This is a genomic window from Rheinheimera sp. 1928-s, assembly GCF_029269265.1.
Taxonomy (GTDB): Bacteria; Pseudomonadota; Gammaproteobacteria; order Enterobacterales; family Alteromonadaceae; genus Pararheinheimera.
This window is the reverse complement of record NZ_JARIXP010000006.1, coordinates 44,919-68,476: the sequence shown is the minus strand read 5'-3', so window position 1 is coordinate 68,476 and position 23,558 is coordinate 44,919. Positions and strand designations below refer to the sequence as shown.

At 45.9% G+C, this 23,558-nt stretch carries 21 protein-coding genes; 9 read left to right on the top strand and 12 right to left on the bottom strand.

Annotated elements, in window-relative coordinates; translation table 11 throughout:
• Positions 1-97 precede the first annotated feature (97 nt).
• The 3 genes from P3C17_RS16100 to P3C17_RS16090 are packed head-to-tail and all read left to right on the top strand — an operon-like array spanning position 98 to position 1,217.
• Positions 98-400, top strand: a complete 303-nt coding sequence (locus P3C17_RS16100) for a hypothetical protein (protein WP_300930391.1) — start codon at positions 98-100, stop codon at positions 398-400.
• A 2-nt stretch (positions 401-402) separates the two neighbouring features.
• Positions 403-894, top strand: a complete 492-nt coding sequence (locus tag P3C17_RS16095) for a hypothetical protein (protein WP_233079877.1) — start codon at positions 403-405, stop codon at positions 892-894.
• Positions 891-1,217: a hypothetical protein gene (locus P3C17_RS16090; RefSeq protein WP_300930390.1), complete on the top strand. Its 327-nt coding sequence runs from the start codon at positions 891-893 to the stop codon at positions 1,215-1,217. The genes P3C17_RS16095 and P3C17_RS16090 overlap by 4 nt, the downstream gene beginning before the upstream one ends.
• A 36-nt stretch (positions 1,218-1,253) precedes the next feature.
• Here the strand turns inward: P3C17_RS16090 and P3C17_RS16085 are convergent, their stop codons facing one another.
• Positions 1,254-1,883 carry a hypothetical protein gene (locus tag P3C17_RS16085; RefSeq protein ID WP_300930389.1) on the bottom strand — a complete coding sequence of 210 codons (630 nt, stop codon included), beginning with the start codon at positions 1,881-1,883 and terminating at the stop codon, positions 1,254-1,256.
• Positions 1,884-2,252: 369 nt separating this feature from the next.
• Here P3C17_RS16085 and P3C17_RS16080 point away from each other — a divergent pair, with 369 nt between their 5' ends.
• Positions 2,253-4,094 (top strand): ABC transporter ATP-binding protein, encoded by a 1,842-nt coding sequence (locus P3C17_RS16080; protein WP_300930388.1) that lies wholly within the window; start codon positions 2,253-2,255, stop codon positions 4,092-4,094.
• Between the two features lie 35 nt (positions 4,095-4,129).
• Here P3C17_RS16080 and P3C17_RS16075 read toward each other — a convergent pair whose 3' ends face one another.
• From P3C17_RS16075 to apbC, 6 genes are all read right to left on the bottom strand, one after another.
• Complete coding sequence (locus P3C17_RS16075) at positions 4,130-4,705, bottom strand: glutathione S-transferase family protein (RefSeq protein WP_300930387.1); 576 nt, start codon at positions 4,703-4,705, stop codon at positions 4,130-4,132.
• Between the two features lie 73 nt (positions 4,706-4,778).
• Positions 4,779-5,705 (bottom strand): class A beta-lactamase, subclass A2, encoded by a 927-nt coding sequence (bla, locus tag P3C17_RS16070; RefSeq protein ID WP_300930386.1) that lies wholly within the window; start codon positions 5,703-5,705, stop codon positions 4,779-4,781.
• Positions 5,706-5,783: 78 nt separating this feature from the next.
• Complete coding sequence (locus tag P3C17_RS16065; protein WP_300930385.1) at positions 5,784-7,310, bottom strand: DUF3300 domain-containing protein; 1,527 nt, start codon at positions 7,308-7,310, stop codon at positions 5,784-5,786.
• Positions 7,311-7,540: 230 nt separating this feature from the next.
• Positions 7,541-8,428 (bottom strand): DMT family transporter, encoded by an 888-nt coding sequence (locus P3C17_RS16060; RefSeq protein ID WP_300930384.1) that lies wholly within the window; start codon positions 8,426-8,428, stop codon positions 7,541-7,543.
• 341 nt (positions 8,429-8,769) lie between these two features.
• Positions 8,770-9,360, bottom strand: coding sequence for a dCTP deaminase (dcd, locus tag P3C17_RS16055; RefSeq protein WP_300930383.1), 591 nt, complete (start codon positions 9,358-9,360; stop codon positions 8,770-8,772).
• Positions 9,361-9,362: 2 nt separating this feature from the next.
• A complete protein-coding gene (gene apbC, locus P3C17_RS16050; protein ID WP_300930501.1) occupies positions 9,363-10,454 on the bottom strand; it encodes an iron-sulfur cluster carrier protein ApbC in 1,092 nt (363 codons plus the stop codon).
• Between the two features lie 144 nt (positions 10,455-10,598).
• Between apbC and metG the strand changes: the two genes are divergently transcribed.
• Together metG and P3C17_RS16040 are read left to right on the top strand one after the other, a co-directional pair.
• Positions 10,599-12,659, top strand: coding sequence for a methionine--tRNA ligase (gene metG / locus P3C17_RS16045; RefSeq protein ID WP_300930382.1), 2,061 nt, complete (start codon positions 10,599-10,601; stop codon positions 12,657-12,659).
• Positions 12,660-12,715: 56 nt separating this feature from the next.
• On the top strand, positions 12,716-14,134 hold the full coding sequence (locus P3C17_RS16040; protein WP_300930381.1) for an MFS transporter: 1,419 nt from the start codon (positions 12,716-12,718) through the stop codon (positions 14,132-14,134).
• Positions 14,135-14,170: 36 nt separating this feature from the next.
• On the opposite strand, the gene P3C17_RS16035 is transcribed toward P3C17_RS16040, so the two are convergent.
• Positions 14,171-15,178, bottom strand: a complete 1,008-nt coding sequence (locus P3C17_RS16035) for an NAD(P)H-quinone oxidoreductase (protein ID WP_300930380.1) — start codon at positions 15,176-15,178, stop codon at positions 14,171-14,173.
• Positions 15,179-15,268: 90 nt separating this feature from the next.
• On the opposite strand from P3C17_RS16035, the gene P3C17_RS16030 reads away from it, so the two are divergent.
• Positions 15,269-16,459 (top strand): class I SAM-dependent methyltransferase, encoded by a 1,191-nt coding sequence (locus tag P3C17_RS16030; protein ID WP_300930379.1) that lies wholly within the window; start codon positions 15,269-15,271, stop codon positions 16,457-16,459.
• Positions 16,460-16,526: 67 nt separating this feature from the next.
• A complete protein-coding gene (locus tag P3C17_RS16025; protein ID WP_300930378.1) occupies positions 16,527-17,102 on the top strand; it encodes a YceI family protein in 576 nt (191 codons plus the stop codon).
• Positions 17,103-17,214: 112 nt separating this feature from the next.
• On the opposite strand, the gene P3C17_RS16020 is transcribed toward P3C17_RS16025, so the two are convergent.
• Complete coding sequence (locus P3C17_RS16020) at positions 17,215-17,724, bottom strand: hypothetical protein (RefSeq protein ID WP_300930377.1); 510 nt, start codon at positions 17,722-17,724, stop codon at positions 17,215-17,217.
• A 256-nt stretch (positions 17,725-17,980) separates the two neighbouring features.
• On the opposite strand from P3C17_RS16020, the gene P3C17_RS16015 reads away from it, so the two are divergent.
• Positions 17,981-18,559, top strand: coding sequence for a lysozyme inhibitor LprI family protein (locus tag P3C17_RS16015; protein WP_300930376.1), 579 nt, complete (start codon positions 17,981-17,983; stop codon positions 18,557-18,559).
• A gap of 52 nt (positions 18,560-18,611) precedes the next feature.
• Here the strand turns inward: P3C17_RS16015 and P3C17_RS16010 are convergent, their stop codons facing one another.
• From P3C17_RS16010 to hrpA, 3 genes are all read right to left on the bottom strand, one after another.
• Entirely contained in the window at positions 18,612-18,911 is a 300-nt protein-coding gene (locus P3C17_RS16010; protein ID WP_300930375.1) for a PilZ domain-containing protein, read from the bottom strand.
• Between the two features lie 134 nt (positions 18,912-19,045).
• Complete coding sequence (locus tag P3C17_RS16005; protein WP_300930374.1) at positions 19,046-19,432, bottom strand: response regulator; 387 nt, start codon at positions 19,430-19,432, stop codon at positions 19,046-19,048.
• A gap of 109 nt (positions 19,433-19,541) precedes the next feature.
• Positions 19,542-23,462, bottom strand: a complete 3,921-nt coding sequence (hrpA, locus tag P3C17_RS16000) for an ATP-dependent RNA helicase HrpA (protein WP_300930500.1) — start codon at positions 23,460-23,462, stop codon at positions 19,542-19,544.
• Positions 23,463-23,558: the final 96 nt, after the last annotated feature.

The following is a 23,558-nucleotide window of genomic DNA, read 5'->3' as shown; positions in this document are numbered from 1 at the left end:
GTCAGTGATTGCATTTTTTGTGAAAAAATATTGGCTTTTTAATAAACAGTTCGTGTACAGTTGTTTTCTGATTTAGTGACAACCAAAAGGAACCGTTATGCAAATCAATTTAAATACCCCAACAGCAGGAACAGCAACAGCTACTCCGGTGGTTCCTGTAAGTCAGGCAAAAACCACAACGGTAGCAGCACCTTCCACAGCTGATACCGTAACCTTGTCAGAAGAGGCCAAAGCTAAATTTGCTGCTGAGACATTAGGCAGTGGTTCTGGCAACGAGCCACCTATTGGTACATTAGGTAGCGGTTCTGGAAACGAACCACCTATTGGTACTTTTGGTAGCGGCTCTGGTAACGAGCCACCTATCGGTGACAAGGACAAAGATAAAGGCCAGGAACAGTAACAGTGGGTGAATTCGGATACACTGTAGATAAGTTGTTCTGGGTTGGTAGTTTTTTATTACTGATTGTATCCGTAGTCTACAAGTTGGATATCTCTTCTAGGGTTGCCTTAACAGTTTGGGTTGTAGGCAACTTGTTTATGGACTTGATTCAACCTTTTGTCATGGCGGTATCTACCAACAATGCAATGTTAGGTTCCTCCTTTTGGTATGTGACGTGGGCAGCGATTGAGATACTATGCGTCTGGTGCATCTATAAAGTTCACGTAGTACATGACCTCCCTGCCAGCAAGCTAACGCGCTATATCATGGTCTGCTTGTTAGCTTTATGCACAATGCAACTGATCCGTTACGCAGACAGATTAATTTTTGAAACCGACTTGCTTTATGTCATGTATAAATATGTGATAGTTGCTATCAATATCTCTGTTGTACCCTTTACCGCACTTTGGTTTGCAAAGGAAATTGTAGCTATCAGAAAAGGAGCTTTCTTATGATCGAATTATTATCGCTACTCACACTAGCTCTGTTGCTTCTCAGCGGAATTTTCTTTTATAAGAAAACCTGCCGCAACTTAACCATCAGTCAAATAGAGCAAAGAGTGTCGCAACAGATGGAGCAAAGAGCACACAAACTTTGTATGCAGGCTTTTGATGTGCAACATACCAGCGAAGCGAATGAACGCAGCAAGCTTGATGAACAGTTTCAGGATGACTTGCATCTGTATATTGAAGATTTTCAGGCAGAAGTTGCACAAAGCTTACAACAGAACAAAGTACAAAATGTTCAAGGGTATGGCTTTATCAAGATCACTAAATAGTCTGCACTTGTCGGAACACTATTTGGCCACACTCTCTCAATTAGCCCACCGTTTTTCATACTGATAAGCAGCTCGTTTTGCCAGACTTAAGTTGGGCTGTTGCTGCTTTTTTAGGTAATGCTGGATCTCCTGCTGAACCTGATGTACGACCTCCACCAGTTCCTTCAGAGCAAATTCTTCGGTATGGAATACAAAAGTTTTACTGGCAGGTTCAAGCCAGCAAAACATAGCTTCGTTATCCATCCAGGTGATCACCTGATTGAAGCTGGTTAAGTGGTGAGCATTATAACGGCGCATCGAGCCTGTATCGCGCACAGAGTGGTCCAGTTCATCTGCATGACGCCAAAGGGCTTCATTACGCAGGGGATGATTCAGATCAGGCAAGTTAATTTCATTGCGCAACGCCATAGCTCTGTGACAGATGTCCAGTCCTAATTCTCCGCAGCATTTAGCTGGCCAGAAAATTCTGGATAGCTGATAGCTGTGGATCAGGATCAAGTGCACTGCGTCGTACATATCTTCACACGCACGACGTTGGCAGTCCCAGTCTTCAGACCAGTCCTGTAATTGTTTAATAGCTCTGTCCAGTTCATGGCCAGCTTCCACAATGAACTCAGATTGCAATTCCGCTTGCTTCATATAGAGAAGTATTTCTTTGGCATCCATTTCAGCACTCCTTTGAAACGAGACAACACCCGTATTTGGGTACTCTGTACCTTGAGTGTAGAAAGCTTATGTGCCTTTGCAAGCCAGTAGAATACAGGCTAAGTTATAGATTTTTCGATATTTACCTATATTGGGTTTTATTGTAAATCTAAGCTGCTGAGTTCATGTGAGATCAAGCCTTTTGGTTTTTTCATATTTTTTTGTATATATTTTCTACAAATAATCTGTTCAGTCGTTATAAAGCCCGAGCGGCAAACTGCAAGGTTGAAAAAGCCACCGCTGTAAATCCGGTTTTCATCAAATAGTTACATCTGTAGCTTAAACTTTGACGTACAATAACGGCCTTTTTCGTCGCCTCTGAGGATTTTTATGCTGGGCTTTTTTGAACGACTAACCAAACCTTTCCCTGATGACGAGCCCACACAACCTCCTAAAAGTTTGTTTGCATTTTGTCTGCATTACAGCAAAGGTATGGTGCTGCCTCTGATCCTGATGTCTATAGCGACCGCTTTACTGGCCGCGCTGGAAGTATCTTTATTCGGTTATATGGGACAGCTGGTTGACTGGCTGGTCAATAAAAACCCTGAAACCTTCTGGCAAGAAGAAAAAGACACGTTAATCACTATGGCTGTGGTGATGTTACTGGTCTTGCCTGGTTTAGTCTTTGTACATTCTGCGCTGATTCACCAGACCATTCTGGGTAACTACCCTATGTCTATCCGCTGGCTGGCACACCGCTATTTACTGAAGCAAAGTTTAGGCTTTTACCAGAATGAATTTGCGGGCCGTATTGCCACTAAAGTGATGCAAACCGCTTTGGCCGTGCGTGAAACAGCCACCAAGCTGCTGGATGTGATGGTGTATGTGGTGGTGTATTTTGGCGCCATGTTGTATCTGATTGCAGATGCAGACTGGCGTTTGGTTCTGCCTATGCTGGTTTGGTTAGTGATCTACACTGGCCTGCAGTTTTACTTTGTGCCTCGTTTGAAGCAAGTGGCTACAGAACAAGCTGACGCTCGTTCAGAAATGACAGGCCGTATTGTCGACAGCTATACCAATATCAGCACAATCAAACTGTTTTCTCATACCAGCCGGGAGTCACAATATGCCCGGGACAGCATGCAGCTGTTTCTGGTCCCTGTGTATAAACAAATGCGGCTGGCTACCTGGCTGAATATTTGTGTACAAGGCCTTAACTATTTACTGGTGTTTTCTATTGCTGCGCTGGCGATATGGCTGTGGACTGTAAACGCCGTCACAGTAGGTTCTATTGCTATCGCAGTCAGTCTGGCTCTGCGCTTAAATGGCATGTCGCAGTGGATCATGTGGGAAGTCAGTGCCTTGTTTGAAAATATTGGTACTGTGGCTGATGGCATTGCAACCTTGTCGCAGCCTCAGCAGATAGTCGACATCGCTGATGCGAAACCCATTCATGTGCCACAAGGGCAGATCGAGTTTAAACAACTGAACTTTAACTACGGTAAAGTGGCTGGCGAACATGGTCCTGTCATTGATGGTCTGGAATTGTCGATTAAACCAGGTGAAAAAGTAGGTTTGGTTGGCCGGTCCGGTGCAGGTAAATCCACCTTAGTGAACTTGCTGCTGCGTTTTTACGATGTCAATTCAGGCCAGATTTTAATAGATGGTCAGGACATCAAAACGGTGTCGCAGGAAAGCCTGCGAGCTCATATAGCTATGGTGACTCAGGACACCTCGTTATTGCATCGCACAGTAAGGGAAAACATTCTGTATGGCCGCCCTGGCGCTACCGAGGCAGAAATGATTGCGGCAGCGCGTTTAGCTGAAGCTGATACCTTTATTCAGGAACTGACCGATCCTAAAGGCAACAGTGGTTATGATGCTCAGGTCGGTGAGCGTGGAGTGAAGTTATCCGGCGGTCAGCGTCAGCGTATTGCTATTGCCCGTGTGCTACTGAAAAACGCCCCTATCCTTATTCTGGACGAGGCAACTTCGGCACTGGATTCAGAAGTAGAAGCCGCTATTCAGCACAGCCTGACTCAGTTAATGATAGGCAAAACTGTGATAGCTATAGCGCACCGTTTATCCACTATTGCAGCGATGGACAGACTGATAGTGCTGGATCAAGGCCGTATTGTTGAACAAGGTAGCCATCAGGAATTGATCGCCAAAGGGGGTATTTACGCTCAGTTATGGGCGCATCAAACCGGTGGTTTTATTGGTGTGGAATAACGGCTGGGTCAGAGCCTCGGCTCTGACCCAGGGTTTTAGCTTAAACGTGGGTCGGTTTCAGCTACCATGGGTTGTTTTAAATGTTCGCTTCTAAACTGCAGTAACACTGGAAAAGGTTTTAAATCCACTAAGTCCCGGAACAGTATCCAGTCGACCAAGGTATACAAGCTCATAGCTGTATAGTCCCACTGTCCAAACTGCCCTGCCTTGATTTGCTGTTCCAGCGCTTCCAGTGTCGCCTGAATACGCTCATGCTGCAGATTAAAAAACAGCTTATCTTCACTCACATCAAAACCAGAGCGTGTGCAAAGTAACAGCTCAACTAATGAATCAGTACAAGCGTTAATGGTGGTCAGACTATTTTCCTGATCCCAGCTTAATGGCGTTAGGTTTAATTTTTGTGCTAAATAGCGATAGATCACACCTGAATCAAAAACAACCTGTTCACCGTCGACCAGCACAGGTACTTTGCGGGCCGGATTGTGTTTCACCAGCACAGAACGTCCTTCAGATTCAAAAATATTTAAAGCCATAAACTGATAAGGCTGACCAGCCAGGACTAAACGTAACCGACGCACAAAGGGTGAAGCCACAGAACCTAATAACTGCATAACCTACTCCATTTTCAGATCAGGAGTTTAGTTTACAACCATAACAAGTGGCTTCGATAGCCCTGATCAAGGCTTAATTTGGACTTAGGGCTGAAAGTTTTTTCAGTTCAAACTGATAAGCGGCTTGCGCGACCTGAGCAATAATGGCTTCATTGGTTCTGGCTGACTCAGCTGAATCTTTCACAAAAACAGCTACGAGCAAAGGCCGTCCATCAGGCAGCATGATGACACMAATATCATTGGTTGCCGCTGTTTTTCCAACTCTGACACCTGAGGTACCAGTTTTATGCGCTACGACAACATCTGCGGGCAACAAGCCTTTTAAACGCTGAGGTCCTGTGGTGGTTTCCACCATCCATTTCCACAACAAGGCTTGCGAGGTTTCAGACAGCAACTTTTTTTGTTCAAACAGTTGCAGTACCTGAGCAGCAGCTTTCATTGAAGTCCAGTTTTGATACTGAACCTGATCGTCCGCATGCATTTGTGCTTCATTCGCTACCACAGCAATTTCCTGAATACCAGAAGACTGCAGATAAGCATGCAAAGTTTGCGGCCCGCCTACCAGTTCAAACAACAGATCACAGGCCACGTTGTCGCTGTGTGACACTGAATACTGCAGCAATTGCTCCACTGTGACGGTAAATTCGTCGCCCTGATGGTCTTTCATCATTGGAGCCCAGGTATTTTGTAATACTTCAGCTCGTTTTACAGCCACTGACTGGCTTAATTGCAGTTTGCCTTGATCCACCTGATGTAAAACCAACATGGCTAAATGCAGCTTGAATACACTTTGCATTGGGAATTTTTCAAAAGGATTGACCAGTAAAGGTTCCAGATCATCAGGCCCCCACACCGCAACCCCTACAGTGGCCTTTTTGCCGGTCACTATGGTTTCAATTTGCTCTTTAAGCAAAGGAGATTGCGCAGATGTTATAAATGAACTCAGGGTCAACATCAGCACAGCTGTGACCTTCAGACCAGATTTTGCTATGAAGTTCATAGGGCTATCCTTGTTATGTTTTATGTTAATTATAGAAAAGGCAGCCGCAGCTGCCTTTTTATTCTTATCTTTGGCTAACTAATCAACTTGTCTGCGGTTTTCCGCACTACGCATTTCACGAGCCTGGGGTCTGGCTTGTTCAGAGCGAGGCCTTTCCATCCTTGGTTGCTCAACACGAGGTGCCTGGTAACTACGCTGTTCAATACGTGGTTGCTCAACACGAGGTGCTTGGTAACTGCGCTGTTCAATGCGCTGTTGCTCGACACGAGGTGTCTGATAGCTGCGCTGCTCGGCGCGTGGTTGCTCAATACGAGGAGCTTGGTACACACGATCTTTCCTCGTAGCATCACTCTGCCCGCCTTGCTCTTTAATTCTTTCTCTTACCACTGCAGACTCAGGCCTTTGTTTAATATCCCCGCTATAGGGTCTGTCAACACGAGGTTGCACTTCTTGCCTTTGCGCTCTTTTGTCAGCATTAAAAACCGGCTCGCCTGCTTTATCACGAGTCAACTCCATACGCCTGCGCTGCTCATGATCCAATGGCTGAGGTCCATTTCTATCCTTAGTTACAGACCTGTCTGTCGGGCGTTCAGCAGCAAACTTACGTTCTTTTTCATCAAATCGCTGAGCTTTTTCACTATTAAACTTGCGATCCGGCGCATACCCTTTATTTTCACGGGTTTGAGCTGCCCATTCACGTTGCTGTTCTCTGTTCTGATAGCTACGGTTGCCGCTAAACTCACGGGTTGGCTGATAGCCAGCGTGATAGCTCACACCACGTCTGTGATGCGGGTTATGGCGCCAGTGATGCGACTTTTTATGATGCACTATCTGATGACTGCGATAGTAGTAAGGATCACGCCAGTGATGGCGATGATCGATCACCACTATTTGCCGGCGCGGCCAGTGGAAACTACTAAAGTAAAATCCCGGCGAAATATGAATACCCACGCCCCAGGAAAAACCACGATGCACGGCATAACCTACCGGAACATGCCAATAGACAGGCGGATAGCTATGCCACCACCAAGGTCCATAGACAATTTGTGGGTCGTAATAAGGCAGATACACCACTTTCGGCGATGCTGATTCAATGATGATGGTTTTTTCTTCCCTCACCACTTTAATATGTTGTTGTTTATCCAGATTACCAGAAGCATAAGCTTTGGTGCGTAGAGTCTGGATACTGGTCATCACTTGCGCTTCCTGACCTAAAAACGCATCGCCTAAACGTTGAGTCCAGTCGATATCATCGCTCATACGTTCAAGCAACTGCGGGAAAGGTACCAAAGCTTTTACACTTGGATCCCAATCCATATCTTCCACTTCGTTCAGGGCTTTTTCTGCACTGTAACCAGGGTGTTCTTCCACCCACCTATTGGCTTTAATAATTTCCAGCGGATAGGTGGACGCAATGAGGACATGCGACAACACAGTGTCCGGATACAAAGCAATAGGTGCCAGCATAGCGTCCAGCTCAGCCTGACTAAAACTTTGCACAGTGCTGCCGGCACTGGCGGTTTGTTGTGCTGCAACAGGAGCAACCAACAAGGCCGGAAATAAAGCCACTGAAAGCAAAGGTAAGCATTTCATCAAGGCATGCATAGTACGCTCCTGCCACGTTACAACCATGGCCACCACAATTCGGATCTACGGATAAAAGTGTCGCGAGATCCGACGCCACACTCTAAAAACTCGTTTTAGCCTGATGCTTTTATCACCAGCTTGCCTGAAGTTATAGCAATAAAAGCCTGAACAGCTTCTGAATGAGGTTTGCCTCTTTATATGCAGGCGAACAATGTAAAACTGATTCCAGACTTGTACTGACTATCAGGTTATGAAGCTTTGACCCTGAAAAGAGCCGAAGGTTTAAAACCCGTGACTAATGAGGTGCCTGTGATCACTACGGCCACACCGACAAAAGTGTGCCAGCCTAAAGCTTCATTTAAAAATACATGGCCCCAGAATACGCCAAATACCGGGATTAAAAAGGTGACAGTTAAGGCCGGAGTAGCACCTTCATCCTGAACTAAACGGAAATACAATAAATAAGCCACACCAGTACAAATCACACCAAGCGCCAGCACAGCCAGAGCTACATGGAGGCTGATATCGGCTTGTACAGGAAACAACAGCATCACCGGAGCCAGCATTAAAGTGGAAGTCCACATGCTGCCATGTGCATTGGTGTAGGGAGCCACAGTTTTTGCCAGCCGGGTATAATGAGTGGCAATGCCATAACAAAAGGCAGCGCCCGCGGCACAAAACACAGCAACTAAAGCACCAGGTTCCAGCACCACAGGATCAAAACCCACCAAAATGGCAACACCGCTAATACCAAGAACTAAGCCAGTCGCTATGCGCAGAGTTAAAGCTTGCCGGAAAATCACTATACCAATCAAAGCGCCCCAGATAGGAGCTGTCGCATTAAGCACAGACAACACTGACGCCGTTAAGCTTTGAGCGGCATAAGCAAAAAGTAAAAACGGTAACGCCGAGTTAAAAAAGCCCAGAATAAAAAAATGTTTCCAGTTATTTTTTAAATCCAGCTGATGTTTCTTAAGCAACCAGCCCATCAAGCCTAAAAACAACGCAGCAAACAATACCCTGCCCGTCATCAAGGCTGCCGGACCTAAGGTTCCGACTGCAATACGCATAAATAAAAACGAGGAACCCCAAATCGCGGCCAAACTGAACAGGCGGATAAAACTGGCGGGCTGCATCAAAAACTCCTGTAAGTCATGGGGTATCAAAGTTTGAATTGAAAAAACTTTCTGGTTTTTTAGTTAAATATGCAGTGAAACCGCAAAAAAAATGAAAAAATCTAAAAAAGCCGGGTTGCGAAGCTATGCAGATATATTGCATAATTACCCCGCTTCATTTTTGCTTTATTGCTTCAGCCCATACCACTTTTGTATGGGCTTTTTCATTTCTGGGCTTAAAACTCCACCGCACCTAAAACATCAACTCCAAAGTAGTTGATGTTGTGGCTAGGCCTGAGTGTAGGGGCTCGGTTTATCCGCGCCCGTCTAACATACAAGCCATGCCACAACCATGAAGCCGTTTAGCTATGATCATCCTGGCTGATACGGCTTGCCACAGCACCTGTCTGCTGTTGATACTTGGCGTCCAGTCTTTTGTTGTATGGACGTGCTGCTTCACCAGTCATGGTTTCAAAATTCAAAGCACCAATTTTCATATTAGGCCGAAGCGCCAGCGGTAAACGACCACTGTTGTAGAATTCCAGCACTATATTGCCAGACCAACCCGGATCGATACGGTGTGCCGTCACATGCACCATTAAACCCAAACGGGCTAATGAAGAACGGCCATCTAACCAACCGACTATGTCCGCAGGCAAAGTGACGGATTCGAGCGTAATAGCCAACGCCAATTCGCCCGGGTGCAGAAAAAAGGCTTCATCGTCCGTCAGTACAATTTCATCACTCATCACTGAATTTAATGCATGGTCCACTTCTTCACGTGGACCACTTAAATCAATAAATGCAGCGGCATAAGCACGAAAAGTGCGGAATTTATGGCCTAAGCGAATATCCACACTGACACCGCTGATCATGTCTGGTGTTGGCCGTGGCGTAATTTGGATCTTGCCTGCGTCTATATAGGCTTCAATGTCGCGGTCACACAATCTCATGGTTAATCATCCGTAAAAATAATTTCGGGTTGCTGCGCTTGCTGATGTTGGGAGTTCCAATATAAAGCAAAGCTCAGTTGTCGTGCTATAGCCCGGTAAAAACCAGTACCGCTTTCGGCTGGGTTCAGCACTAGTGGCGTTCCGGCATCACAGGACTGGCGTATTTGTTTTTGTAAGGGTAACTGCCCCAACACAGGCACCTGATAGCGTTCTGCTAAGTCTAAGCCGCCGTTGGTACCAAAAATATCATCGATTTCACCGCAGTGGCTGCACTGGTAAAAACTCATGTTCTCTACCAGTCCGAGCACAGGAATATTCACGCTGCGAAACATAGCAATGGCTTTTTGTGCATCGGCCAATGCCACATCCTGCGGTGTTGTCACTATCAAAGCCCCTGTCACCGGCAATTTTTGTGACATCGTCAACTGAATATCGCCTGTGCCTGGTGGCATATCGACAATTAAATAATCTAAATCAGGCCACAAGGTTTCGTTTAATAGCTGCAACAACGCCTGGCTTGCCATAGGACCACGCCAGACCGAGGCTTTTTCCGGGTCAACTAAAAAACCTATCGATTGCAGATAAATACCAGCGGCTTCTTTAGGTAATAAATGCTTATCATCAGGTGATTCAGCTTTGGCGTCTTTTAAACCCAGCATGGTAGGAATAGAAGGACCATAAATATCGGCATCTAACAGCCCTACTTTGGCGCCTTCTAAACCTAAAGCCACCGCCAGATTAACAGCAGTGGTACTTTTGCCGACACCACCTTTACCCGATGCCACCAAAATCACTTGTTTGATGTTGCGATAGGCCGGTTCTGCCGTATTTTCGCTGTTTAACTCAAGCCTGAGGTCTGGCTGCACCTGCTGAAGTACAGGTAATAATTCATCAGCCAAAGAGGCCCATGGGAACTTCAGTGTTAAGCTCAGGCTATTTTGTTTAGTGTTAAAACTGGCCTGCTGGATCAAGCTATCCAGCGGCATAGGAAATTCGTTACTTTGAAATTCAGCCAAAGTTTTGGCTAAAGCTTCTGGCATATCATCTGCTGCTGATTGCTGTTCTGCCGCTTTTTTAAACCATTTAAACCACATCATGTCACTCAATCTGCTGTACAGGGTAAAAACTCTGTTTTTTGCTACCGATCCGGCACTTTGCTGCTTTTGAACTGGTGCGCTTTAACGCGCGCTATTGTATCATTAAGCCACTTTTTTCAGTGATATATCTATGAGTTATCGATGACACAACGCAAAATTCTTATCACCAGTGCTTTACCTTATGCCAATGGCCCCATTCACTTAGGCCATATGCTGGAATATATTCAGACTGATATCTGGTCCCGTTTCCAAAAAGCCCGTGGTCATCAGTGTTATTACGTATGTGCAGACGATGCTCATGGCACCCCTATTATGCTCAAGGCCCAACAGCTGGGTATGAGCCCGGAGCAGATGATTGCCCAAACCTCGCAAGAGCATCAGGCTGACTTTGCAGAGTTTTTAATAGGTTTTGATAACTATCACAGTACGCACAGTGAAGAAAACCGCCAGTTTGCCAGCGATATCTATACCAAGCTGGACCAAGGTGGTTATATCAAGCGTAAAACCATCAGCCAGTTGTTTGACCCGGAAAAACAAATGTTCCTGCCGGACCGTTTTGTCAAAGGCGACTGCCCTAAATGTGGTGCTTTGGATCAAAACGGCGATAGCTGTGATTCCTGTGGCGCAACCTACAGCCCTACTGAACTTAAAAACCCACGTTCAGTGGTTTCAGGTGCAACTCCGGTTTTAAAAGACAGCGAACACTATTTCTTCGACCTGCCTGCTTTTGAGCAAATGCTGAAAGACTGGACCCGCAGTGGTTCACTGCAGGACGAAATGGCGAACAAACTGCAGGAATGGTTTACTGAAGGCCTGCAACAATGGGATATCAGCCGCGACGCACCTTATTTTGGTTTTGAAATTCCAGGCGCTCCTGGCAAGTTTTTTTATGTATGGTTAGACGCTCCTATCGGCTACTTAGCCAGCTTTAAAAACTACTGTGATAAAACTGGCGTTAACTTTGACCAATTCTGGCAAAAAGACTCAGATGCTGAGATTTACCACTTTATCGGCAAAGACATTATCTATTTCCACAGCCTGTTCTGGCCAGCTATGTTAGATGGTGCAGGTTACCGTAAACCTACTTCTGTTTACGCTCACGGTTTTGTTACTGTCAACGGCGCAAAAATGTCCAAGTCACGTGGCACCTTTATCAAAGCCCGTACTTATCTGGAGCATTTAAACCCGGAGTACCTGCGTTACTACTTTGCATCTAAGCTCACCAGTAACATCACCGATCTGGATTTAAATCTGGAAGATTTTGCGCAGAAAGTGAATGCAGATTTAGTAGGTAAAGTGGTCAATATCGCCAGCCGCTGCGCCAGCTTTATCAGCAAAAAATTCGATGGCACCTTAACAGCAGACATTGCAGAACCTGCATTATTAGCTGAGTTCACAGCTGCAGGCGAAACCATTGCCGAAAGCTTTGAGAAACGTGAATTTGCCCGCGCTATCCGTGAAATTATGGCGCTGGCCGATAAAGCCAACCAGTATATAGACGCCAAAGCGCCTTGGGTGCTGGCAAAAAATGAAGCGACCTTAACCGAAGCACATTTGGTTTGCTCCATGGGCATTAACCTGTTCCGCGTACTGATGCATTACTTAAAACCAGTGCTGCCGGCTATGGCCAAAGAAGTGGAACTGTTTTTAAACGACGAATTAAGCTGGTCGACTTATCAGACCGCTTTAACCAATCACAGCATCAACGTGTTTAAGCCATTGATGCAACGTGTAGAGATGACAAAGGTAGAGGCTATGGTCGAAGGTTCAAAAGATAATTTACAGCCTACAGCTGCTGTAGCGCCAAAAGCCGCTGAAACTAAAGCCGCTCCGGCCGCTATCGTTGCAGCAGATGGCGCTATCGAGCCTATTGGCGAAACCATCACCATTGATGACTTTGCCAAGCTGGATTTGCGTGTCGCCCGCATTATCAACGCCGAACATGTAGAAGGCGCTGACAAGCTGGTGAAACTGCAACTGGATTTAGGCAACGAACAACGTCAGGTGTTTGCTGGCATTAAATCAGCGTACCAGCCAGAGCAATTGATAGGTCGTCTGACCGTCATGGTTGCGAACTTAGCACCACGTAAAATGCGTTTTGGTATGTCAGAAGGCATGGTGATGGCAGCCGGCCCTGGTGGCAGTGATATTTTCCTACTAACCCCGGATGATGGTTCGACACCAGGAATGCGCGTTAAATAAAAAATACGGGCGGGTCCGATGTAAATCGCCTGCCCTTTTTTGTGACAAGGAAAAGCATGTCTAACATTCTGCGTTCGTTTTCTTCTTTATATTTTGCCACTTTATTGATGGTACTCGCCTCTGGGGTACTGACGACTTATTTAGGCTTGCGCCTTGCCGCAGACTCGGCCGCGCAAATCTGGATAGGCGGCATGATGTCAGCTTATTATCTGGGTTTAGTTGCAGGCTCAAAAATTGGTCACCGTTTAATAGCCCGGGTGGGTCATATCCGCGCTTTTGTTGCCAGCGCCGGTATTACCACAGCTAGCGCTTTAGGTCATGCTCTGATAGACGATTTAGCTATTTGGCTGGTGCTGCGCCTGATGGTAGGTATGGGCATGATGTGCATGTACATGGTGCTGGAAAGCTGGCTAAACGAGCAGGCTGACAGCAAAAACCGCGGCACAGTCTTTGCCAGTTATATGATTGTCTCTTATTTAGGTTTAGTGCTGGGCCAACTGGCCATTAGTTTAAGCCCTGAACTGACACTGAAACCTCTGCTTATTGTGGCTATGTGTTTTGCGCTTTGTATTGTGCCTTTGGCCTTAACACGCCGTATTCACCCTGCCCCTTTACAGCCTGCTCCGCTGAAAATAAAACTGTTCTGGCAAAAAGTACCGCAGTCGCTCACCACTATTGCGATGGCGGGTGTGATTGTAGGTTCCTTTTACGGTCTGGCTCCGGCTTATATAGCCCATAGCGGCGCCAGTACAGAACAAGTGGCGGCTTATATGGCAACCACTGTGGTCGCAGGTTTAGTAGCTCAGTGGCCTATGGGCCGTTTATCAGACAAAATCAAACGTAGCCGCTTAATTCGTACCAATACAGTGTTGTTAGGCATAGTGGTGCTTTGTATTGCCATATTGCCGTTAAGCGGTATTTTGCAGCTTATCTTCACTTTTGCCTTTGGCATTCTGGCCTTTACCTTGTATCCACTGGCAACAGCTTTGGCCAATCAGAATGTGGAGCAGGAACATAGAGTCGCTTTATCAGCCACTATTTTGCTGACCTTTGGTATGGGCGCTTGTATCGGGCCTTTAATAGCGTCCACTTTTATGCAACTGGTGGGTAACAGCATGTTGTATGGTTTTATGGCGCTTTGTACATTGCTGCTGTTTTTACGTTTAACTCATGTCAATTACCAGCAGAAACAACAGAATACCGAAGTGTCGCAAGATTATGTGATGGCGTCCGGCGACTTAGTTTCTTCCCCTTTAGCTGCCGCTTTAGATCCACGGGTTGATGAGCAAATGGTGCAGGAGCAAATGGTACAACCTCACCTGCATGAAGCCGACTTGCCAACTGCAGATCAGGAGTTGAGCAGTATGGAGAGTGAAACCGAAGCTGCTGCAGACACTGAAACTGTTGAAGTGGAAGCAGTAGCCGAAGCGGAGGCAGATAAAAACCAAACTCCAGAAGCGAACAAACCGGCTTAGGCCGGTTTGTTGTTTTTAAAGTCTACACCCACAGAATTAAAACAGTGTCAGAACCAGTTTGCCGACTACAGCGTTCGAGGCCAACAACTGATGCGCTTTGTCCGCTTCCGACCAGTCCATACTTTGCGCCAGCACAGGCTTAATTTTACCTTCAGCTAACGCCTTACCAAACTGCTGATTAAAATCACTGATCAATGCCGCTTTGTAGCCATCCGTCCGGTTTCTAAGTGTTGAACACAACAGCTGGCCTCGTTTTTTCAGCATCAGGCCTAAGTCCAGCTCTGGCGTCATACGACCGCCAAGCATAGAAAGCACAATGATCTGACCATCCAGCGCCAACAGCTGAATATCTTCAACTATGTAATCGCCTGCGACAGGGTCGATAATCAAATCAAAACCTTGTGGCCGCGCGGCTTTTAACTCCACAGAAAAATCATGAGTTTTATAGTTCACAGCAAAATCTGCCCCTAAGGCTAAACAGGCTTTGGCTTTTTCATCTGAACCTACAGTGACAGCAACAAAACAACCTGAAGCTTTGCCCAACTGTATGGCTGCAGTGCCAACACCGCTGGCACCAGCATGCACCAATAAAGCACCTTGATCCGGCAAGTGCCCTACGACACGCATGGCTTGAAAGGCAGTTAAAAAAACTTCGGCGCAGGCTGCCGCTTCGGCCATCCCTAAAGCTGCTGGTTTTTTAATTAAATGCTCAGAGTGCATAGCCACATACTGGGCATAACCACCGCCTGGCACTAAGCCAAATACAGCCTCATCCAGCCAGTCTTTTGACACATCATCAGCCACAGCCACCACAGTGCCCGCAACTTCCAAGCCCAAGGTATTGGATTCGCCTGGAGGTGGCGGATATAAGCCAGTGCGCTGCAACAAATCAGCCCTGTTGATACCTGCAGCGGCCACTTTAACCAGCACTTGCCCTGCTTTTAGTTCAGGCACCGCCACTGTGACCTGCAGCAATTGGCTTTGAGTGCCGGGGTTCATGACCTCAATAGCGGTCATCTGACTGGGTATTGCATGGTTTTGCATCAATTTAGCGAGTCCTTTTAATAGTTTTGCTTTAGCTTTTGCGCGCTCTTCACTAAAATAGCGCCCCTTGCCCATCTACAGAGTTGACCTATGTCTCACAGTATCATTTTACAACCCGAACGCGAAAAATCCTTAAGACGCCGCCACCCTTGGGTATTTTCTAAAGCGGTATTGCATGTCAAAGGTAAACCAGAATCGGGCGAAACTGTAGATGTACTCACCCACGATGGTAAATGGTTATGCCGTGGCGCATATTCAGCCGACTCACAAATTCGCGTGCGCGCCTGGACCTTCAACGAAAAAGAACAGATCGATCAGGCCTTTTTCACCCGCCGTATTCAGCGCGCCTGGTCTGTGCGCAAAGATATGTACGACCTAACGCAAACCAACGGTTTACGTATAGTAGCTGCTGAATCTGACGGTTTACCAGGTGTTACTGTTGATTTATACGCTGATGTGCTGGTCTGTCAGTTGTTATCCGCTGGTGCCGATGCAAACCGTGAATTCATTGTTGAAGCCTTAAAGCAAACTTTTCCTGATGTCAGCATTTACGAGCGCTCAGACGTGGATGTGCGTAAAAAAGAAGGTTTAAAACCAGTTACAGGCTGGTTGCATTTGCCTCGTGAAAGCGGCGAAGTGGTCATTCTGGAAAACGGCATGAAAATTCTGGTGGATGTGATCAACGGCCACAAAACAGGTTTTTATCTGGATCAACGCGATTCACGCGCAGCTGCTGGCCGTCTGGCGAAAGGCAAAACCGTACTGAACTGCTTCAGCTACACTGGCACTTTTGCTTTATCCTGCTTAAAAGGCGGTGCAGAGCATGTGACTAACGTCGATATGTCGGATTTAGCCTTAAAAACTGCAGAACGTAATTTAGTGCTAAATGACATGGAACTGGATAAAACCAACAACGTCAAACAGGACGTGTTTAAACTATTGCGTGAATACAAAGAGCAAGGCAAGTTGTTTGATATGGTGATTTTAGACCCACCAAAATTTGCCGACAGCAAAGCCCAACTGATGCAAGCGGCCCGTGGTTACAAAGACATCAACCGTGTGGCGATGCAGTTGGTGAAACCAGGTGGTTTGTTGCTGACCTTCAGTTGCTCAGGCTTAATGGAAGAAATGCTGTTTCAGAAAATAGTGGCCGACGCTGCGCTCGATGCGAACAAAGATTGTTTGTTTATCGAGAAACTCAGTCAGTCCAGCGACCACCCTATTGCCAGCTTCTACCCTGAAGGTCATTATCTGAAAGGTTTGGTTTGTAAGGTATTTTGAACCGTATTTTAAAAAAGTATTCTGAGCTCGGGATTTTGTTCCGAGATCATCACAAAAGGAGTGTTCGATGACGATGAAAAAGTTAGCTTTAGTAGTGGCGGCAGCCCTGAGTTTTTCCGCTGCAGCCGACTGGTCTGTGAACAGCCAACAATCCAGCCTGAATTTTGTATCTGTGAAAAATGACGTTGTGGCTGAAACCCACAGCTTTAAAGAGTTAACAGGCAAGCTGACGTCGGCAGGCGAATTTTCAGTGGCTATCCCGGTCATGAGCATAGACACCATCATTCCAATTCGTAACGAACGTATCCTGGAGCATGTGTTAGCGGCCAAACAATACGCCACTATTAATGCCAAAGGCAAAGTCGACAGCAAAGTGTTAACTGGCTTAAAAACCGGTGACAGCGTTGTTGTGGATCAAGCATTGGACTTGACCTTACTCACTCAAACCCAAAGCCTGATGGCTAAAGTAAAAGTGACCAAAGTGTCAGACAGCCAATTGGTAGTCACCACTGTTGCGCCAATTATGCTGGACGTGAACAAGTTTGAATTAAACGCTGGCGTAGAAAAACTACGTGAACTGGCAGGCCTGAACAGCATCAGCCCAATGGTACCCACTACTTTTAGCCTTGTGTTGGTGAAGTAGGTTTTTTGGATTAGCGTGATTGACTGATTAAACAGCCACCTTTTTGGTGGCTGTTTTGATCTCTATTGTTCATTACATAAGTTTTATTTGGCATGAACCGAATGTAGCGGGGTCAAAACAACATAAACTTTAATGGCCAATCACCACCAAAGTTAAATATCAGGTACAACACAAAAAACAGCAATGCATAAAACATTGCTCTGATTGCAAGTTTGATTAACCTGAAGTAACAGTGTGAATAACTTTTGCTGATAACCTGAAAATCCTTGTCCAAAGATAAAAAAATAAAAAATAGAAATAATAAGGAAACTAAGGCCACGAGGAAAAGCCAGATACTTAGCTGACCAGCAATTAAAATTGAAACAATAATGATCCAAACACAAAATGCAAACACAGGAATTTGGTAAAAATAGGCATCATCATTGGGATTATTACTGTCCGTCGAGTGCAATTTATCAAGGGACATCACTGATATTAAAATTAGTATTTTAATAGTAAAAGCGCGGGAATAACTTTCATCCGGTACAAAGTAATAGAAACACGCTAGGTCACTGGCTATAAACAGTACGAGGATCAGCAAGGTCAGAAACAAGTCTGTTTTATGGGATATAGCCTTAGACATTTTTCTTCCTTCCTGCATACAAATGTATTACTGAACTGGCTAACAATACAAGCTTCTGATTGTTCTTAACTTACTGAATAACTGTACTAAGTAATCCAAAATACAAGGTCAAAAGCAACTATGTAAAGCTGAATGACCAGAATTTTTGCAGAAGGTAAACTATTCGTTTAGCAACAGCATAATTACTATTAGCTCACCTTGAAATTACCCCCATTCCCTGACACTGTTAACACAACAAATTCAAAAGGATAGGAATATGAAACTTTTACTAATCATAACCACCCTGCTCGCCACAACCCAACTTCAGGCAGCCACAGCAGACAACCAAATCAACTGCCAGGCCAAAGACTTAGGCACTGTTGACCAACTAATTTGTTCAGAACCTGAGCTACTAAAGCAAGATCAACAATTGGCAGAGGTGTATCAGCAGGCTTTGCTAAAAGCAGTGAATGAAAAGCCGCCTTTGTTAAAAGCAGAACAGCGCGGTTGGGTGAAAGGTAAAGCCGATTGCTGGAAAGAAGAGGACAAAAGAGCTTGTGCTGCAGAGCTTTATACCCAGCGCATAGCCGAGTTACAGGCGCGTTATGAACTGCTCCCTGCTAGTAAAAAATTACTACTTAGCTGTGAGAATAATCCGGCCAATGAAATGTCAGTGCGTTATTACCCAACGACACCAGCTACTTTAATTGCTGATTATGGTGATCAGGTCTCTTTAATGTATCAGCAGGAGAACCATAGCTATGTCGGGAGAAATGAAAAACTGTCAGAGCAAAACGGAGTTTTCACTGTGCAGTGGGGTTATGAAGCGCCGCTGATGAGCTGTAAAACAAAATAACGCAGCTGTTACTTAAGGCTTTTGTATCTCGACTAGAGCAGGTACAAAAGCTTTAATTCAGTTCTATGATCTGAACGCCCAACTGGTAGCAATCTTCCTGCTCCTGAGCGCAGCGCATCACTTTAGCGTGGGCCGATAAAGGCGGGAAACTGGGGTTGGAACTTTCCATTTTGATATAGAGCATAATGCCCATTTCAAGAGGTTCGTCTATTTCCAGCGACATGCCGGTGGCGCTTAAATCGCGGCAAATGGCGTTAATTACCCGGCCTGATTCAGGATCGTTAATCATTAACTGCACCTGAGCGTTTACCATCATTCGGTAGTAGTTGCGTTTATCGCTGTGGCCTAACATAAACTTTTACTGCCTCCCCTGCGTATATGAAGCCATAGCTGCTTTGCCGCAACTCCACTTACTTTGGGTCTTAGTTTTTTAATTGATATCTTTTATAGATCGGCCACAAGCCGCTGTAAAGACTTTTATTCAGCTTACTTATGCAAATGACTGCAGAGTAAATCATCCACCAGCATCTGAATATGTTTAGCGCTGATAGGTTTGCTGACAAAAGCGTCGGCTCCAGCATCCATCGCTATCATTTCATCGCGTGGAGTATCCAGGCCCGACATCATTAGAATTGGGATGTGACCAGTTTCAGGGGCATTTTTTAACAACCGGCAAGTGTCCAGTCCATCTAAACCCGGCATACAGATATCCATCATCACCAGATCAGGTTGTTGTTGCAGTACCAGTTGTAAAGCTTCAACCCCACTTTTGGCATAAGACAGTTGGTAAAAAGGTGACAAAGCCAGTTCGAGCAGACGAAACATAAAGTCTTCGTCGTCCACTATCATGACTTTTTTTGGCTTCAGTTCCATTGTCTGCATCCTTGTGTCTCCATTCCAACGCATCGATGCGTCTGAACTAAGTGTATGGCGTATTTAGCGATTTGCCAAAAAACAGCCAAATTTTTTCTAAAAATTTACTTTACTTTAACTCTGCAACGGCCTGCAAAATACGTTTTACCGATACAGGATAAGGTGTTCCTAAAGTTTGAGCATGTAACGACACTTTAAGTTCCTCCAGCATCCAGCGTATCGCCAGCACCGGCTCCGGAATACTGCGGCCGGCAAATTTTCCCAGTAAATTCTGATAGGCGTCTGCTGCTTTTTGGTATTCGTGTGACATTAATCTGTCGCGGTTTGGATCGACTGGCAGTTTTTCCTGACGTTTTTGCAACGCCTGTAAATAACGCAAAATAGCATCCAAACGCGTCGCACCATGAGTACTGACAAAGCCTTTAAACAGCAAAGAGTCGAGATGTTGTTTGATTTCGCCCTGGCCTTGCACATGTTTTAACTCAACTTTACCTTTGAGCTTTTTCTGAATTTCATGGCCTTGCGTTAAAATCTGCTCTACTTTCAGTGCGATACGAAGCACTGTTTCACCCAGCTCTGCACGGATCTTCTCTTTGACAGCAGTAAAATCAGCTTCGGTTTCAGGCCAGGGCTGCTCACTGATCAATTGATCCACACCAGCAGCAATACAGTCGTCTATCAGCTCCAGCACTTTACCAAAAGGATTAAAGTACAAACCGAGTTTGGCTTTATTCGGCAGGGATTCCTGCAGGTATTTGACAGGTGATGGTACGTTTAACAGCACCAACCGGCGCAAGCCCAGTTTGCTTTGTTCAGCTGCTTGTTCGGCGTTATCCAATAACTTAATAGATACCGAATCTTTGTTATCCACCAAAGCCGGATAGGCTTTGATTTGATAACCAGCCTGCATTTTGATGTATTCACGTGGCAACTGACCAAAAGACCATTGGGTGAGCTTATCCTGCTCTATGCCTCGCTCTGCTACCTGACTTAAACTCTGTTGTACCTTGCCTTGCAGCTCTTGTTTTAACAGCGCTAAAGAGCGGCCTTGTTTTAAGGTGTTGCCTTTGTCATCCACTATCTTAAAGTTAAACTTCAGATGGGTTTCAATACCTGAAAGCTCCCAGGCATCATCCGGAATAGTCACACCCGACATACGTTTTAATCTGTTGCTGACCACATCCAGCAAAGGCCCGTCTTCAGGTTTAATGCTTTGTAATAAGGCATCGGCGTAATTCGGCGCTGGTACAAAGTTGCGTCGGTATTGTTTGGGCAGGCATTTAATCAGTGCGACCAGTAAATCATGTCGAAGGCCAGGGATCAGCCAGTCAAAACCCTGCTCTTCCAGCTGATTTAATAACGACAAAGGCACCACCAGACTTACACCATCATCCGGTGCGCCCGGTGAAAAATGATAATCCAGCGGCAAAGTTAAATTACCCTGACGCCAAAATTCTGGGAATTTGTCGGCAGTGACTTCGGAGGCGTCACGTTTATACAGCTGTTCTAAATCCAGATGCAGCAATTTGGCATCTTTGGCTTTGGCTTCTTTCCACCATTTAGCAAAATCCACTCTGTTATTGGCCCAAAGCGGAATTTTTTCAGCATAAAAAGCCGCTAAAGTCTCTTCATCCACCAGAATATCGCGGCGTCGGGCTTTTTCTTCCAGCTCTGTCACCTGCTCAATCAGCTTTTGGTTATGGGCTAAAAAGCTTTCATTCAGGCCTAAATCCTGCTCCACCAAAGCACTGCGGATAAAAATGTTATGACAAGTGGCAGGATCTATTTTGCTATACAGCACAGGGCGTTTACCGACAATGATCAGGCCATACAAAGACACCTGTTCATACGCCACTACAGCACCTTTTTTCTTTTCCCAGTGCGGCTCGCTGTAGCTACGGGTAACTAAATGCATAGCAGCAGGTTCAACCCATTCAGGCTCAATTTTGGCTACTGCACGGGCGTAGAGCTTGGAGGTTTCAACCAATTCTGCTGCCATCACCCATTTAGGTTTACGTTTAAATAAGCTGCTGCCAGGAAACACAAAAAAGCGGCTTTGGCGTGGGCCCATATAATCGGCGTCGCTGTCGCGGCTACCAATTTGGCCTAATAAACCTGTCAGTAAAGCACTGTGAATTTGCTCGTAGGATGCAACCTGCGAATTCAGGCTCCATTGCTGCTCGCTGCAGATTTGGCTGAGCTGGCCAAATAAATCCTGCCATTCGCGCACACGCAGGTAGTTCAACAGCTCTTGTTTACATAAACGGCGGAACTGGTTATTGGTCAGCTCGTCTTGCTTCTCTTGCAGGTAGGCCCAAAGTTTGAGCCAGGCGCTGAAATCTGAATCCGGATCGGCAAAACGGCCATGCAATTCATCTGCTTTTTGCTGTTTATCCAAAGGTCGTTCGCGTGGGTCCTGAATAGACAAAGCCGATACAATCACCAGCACTTCCTGCAAACAGCTGTGTTCTGTCGCCGCAAAGACCATACGGGCTAAACGAGGATCGACGGGTAAACGGCTGATTTGCCGGCCTAAGTCTGTCATTTGCAAACTATGGCTATTGGACTGAGGCTTGACTGCGCCCAACTCTTCCAACAGCTTAATACCGTCGTTAATAAAACGGCTATCTGGCCGCTCTAAAAACGGGAAGGCCTGAATATCGCCTAAACCCAACGCCAACATTTGCAAAATAACAGAGGCTAAGTTGGTGCGCAGAATCTCCGGATCGGTAAACTCTGGTCTGCCATTAAAATCTTCTTCGCTGTATAACCGAATACAGATACCCGCAGCCACACGACCACAACGGCCTTTACGCTGATTAGCGCTGGCTTGACTGACGGCTTCAATCGGCAGCTGTTGTACTTTAGAACGGTAGCTATAACGCGAAATCCGCACTGTGCCAGGGTCTATCACATAACGGATACCTGGCACTGTTAACGAAGTTTCAGCCACGTTGGTCGACAAAACGATGCGGCGACCAACATGATTTTGGAAGATCAGATTTTGCTCAGCCGCACTTAAACGCGCGTACAGCGGCAGTATTTCAGTATGAGGTAGTTTTAACTTTTCCAGCGCATCAGCGGTATCACGAATTTCGCGCTCGCCGTTTAAGAAAATCAGAATGTCGCCAGGTGGCTCGCGGTACAGCTCTTCGACTGCATCAAAAATAGATTGCAGCTGATCGGCATCTTTATCGTCGTTTTCGGCCAAAGGCCGGTAACGGGTTTCCACCGGATAAGTACGGCCTGAGACTTCGATAATAGGCGCATCAAAAAAATGCTTGGAAAAACGCTCTGGATCTATGGTGGCCGAGGTAATAATCACTTTTAAATCAGGGCGGCGCGGCAACAGCTGCTTTAAATAACCCAATAAAAAGTCGATATTTAAACTGCGTTCGTGCGCTTCATCGATGATGATGGTGTCGTATTGATTTAAAAATCTGTCCTGCTGAATTTCAGCCAGCAGCACACCATCTGTCATCAGTTTGACTAAGGTAGTTGGCGCAGTGTGATCGCCAAAACGGATTTTATAGCCCACCTGCTGCCCGACCGGGCATTTCAGCTCTTCGGCTAAACGTGCAGAGACACTACGAGCGGCTAAACGTCGTGGCTGGGTATGGCCTATCATGCCAGCCACACCGCGGCCTAACTCTAAACAGATTTTTGGAATTTGGGTGGTTTTACCCGAACCAGTTTCACCGGCAATAATCACCACCTGGTGTTTGGCAATAGCGGCTTTAATGTCGTCTTTTTTACCAACAACAGGCAATTCAGCCGGATATTCAATAGTCGGCATTGCGGCAAGACGCTGAGCGCGTAACTGCATCGAAGTGGCGATTTTTACCGACAGCTGCTGCATTAACTGCTGCTGTTTGCTCTCATCCTGCTGCTTTTTAATGTTGTGTAAAGACTGGCGAAAACGGTGCTGATCTTTGGATAACGAATTGGGAATGGCTTTAGCAAGCGCGGCAACAGAAATTTCAGCGTCGTTGGTAGCAATAGCAGCTTTAACAGTAGAGTCGGTCAACACAAGGCCCTCAAGAGATAGGGGCGACATGCTACCAAGTTCAGGGGCTTCAGATCCAGTAAAAGCACCGCTTAAAACGGTGCTTTTACTGGAAATACG

Excerpts from the sequence above, each read along its gene's own strand:
- P3C17_RS16100 (WP_300930391.1), top strand. The coding sequence starts at position 98 with ATGCAAATCAATTTAAATACCCCAACAGCAGGAACAGCAACAGCTACT.
- P3C17_RS16090 (WP_300930390.1), top strand. The coding sequence starts at position 891 with ATGATCGAATTATTATCGCTACTCACACTAGCTCTGTTGCTTCTCAGC.
- P3C17_RS16085 (WP_300930389.1), bottom strand. The coding sequence starts at position 1,883 with ATGGATGCCAAAGAAATACTTCTCTATATGAAGCAAGCGGAATTGCAA.
- P3C17_RS16080 (WP_300930388.1), top strand. The coding sequence starts at position 2,253 with ATGCTGGGCTTTTTTGAACGACTAACCAAACCTTTCCCTGATGACGAG.
- P3C17_RS16075 (WP_300930387.1), bottom strand. The coding sequence starts at position 4,705 with ATGCAGTTATTAGGTTCTGTGGCTTCACCCTTTGTGCGTCGGTTACGT.
- P3C17_RS16065 (WP_300930385.1), bottom strand. The coding sequence starts at position 7,310 with ATGCATGCCTTGATGAAATGCTTACCTTTGCTTTCAGTGGCTTTATTT.
- P3C17_RS16060 (WP_300930384.1), bottom strand. The coding sequence starts at position 8,428 with ATGCAGCCCGCCAGTTTTATCCGCCTGTTCAGTTTGGCCGCGATTTGG.
- dcd (WP_300930383.1), bottom strand. The coding sequence starts at position 9,360 with ATGAGATTGTGTGACCGCGACATTGAAGCCTATATAGACGCAGGCAAG.
- apbC (WP_300930501.1), bottom strand. The coding sequence starts at position 10,454 with ATGTGGTTTAAATGGTTTAAAAAAGCGGCAGAACAGCAATCAGCAGCA.
- metG (WP_300930382.1), top strand. The coding sequence starts at position 10,599 with ATGACACAACGCAAAATTCTTATCACCAGTGCTTTACCTTATGCCAAT.
- P3C17_RS16040 (WP_300930381.1), top strand. The coding sequence starts at position 12,716 with ATGTCTAACATTCTGCGTTCGTTTTCTTCTTTATATTTTGCCACTTTA.
- P3C17_RS16035 (WP_300930380.1), bottom strand. The coding sequence starts at position 15,178 with ATGCAAAACCATGCAATACCCAGTCAGATGACCGCTATTGAGGTCATG.
- P3C17_RS16030 (WP_300930379.1), top strand. The coding sequence starts at position 15,269 with ATGTCTCACAGTATCATTTTACAACCCGAACGCGAAAAATCCTTAAGA.
- P3C17_RS16025 (WP_300930378.1), top strand. The coding sequence starts at position 16,527 with ATGACGATGAAAAAGTTAGCTTTAGTAGTGGCGGCAGCCCTGAGTTTT.
- P3C17_RS16020 (WP_300930377.1), bottom strand. The coding sequence starts at position 17,724 with ATGTCTAAGGCTATATCCCATAAAACAGACTTGTTTCTGACCTTGCTG.
- P3C17_RS16015 (WP_300930376.1), top strand. The coding sequence starts at position 17,981 with ATGAAACTTTTACTAATCATAACCACCCTGCTCGCCACAACCCAACTT.
- P3C17_RS16010 (WP_300930375.1), bottom strand. The coding sequence starts at position 18,911 with ATGTTAGGCCACAGCGATAAACGCAACTACTACCGAATGATGGTAAAC.
- P3C17_RS16005 (WP_300930374.1), bottom strand. The coding sequence starts at position 19,432 with ATGGAACTGAAGCCAAAAAAAGTCATGATAGTGGACGACGAAGACTTT.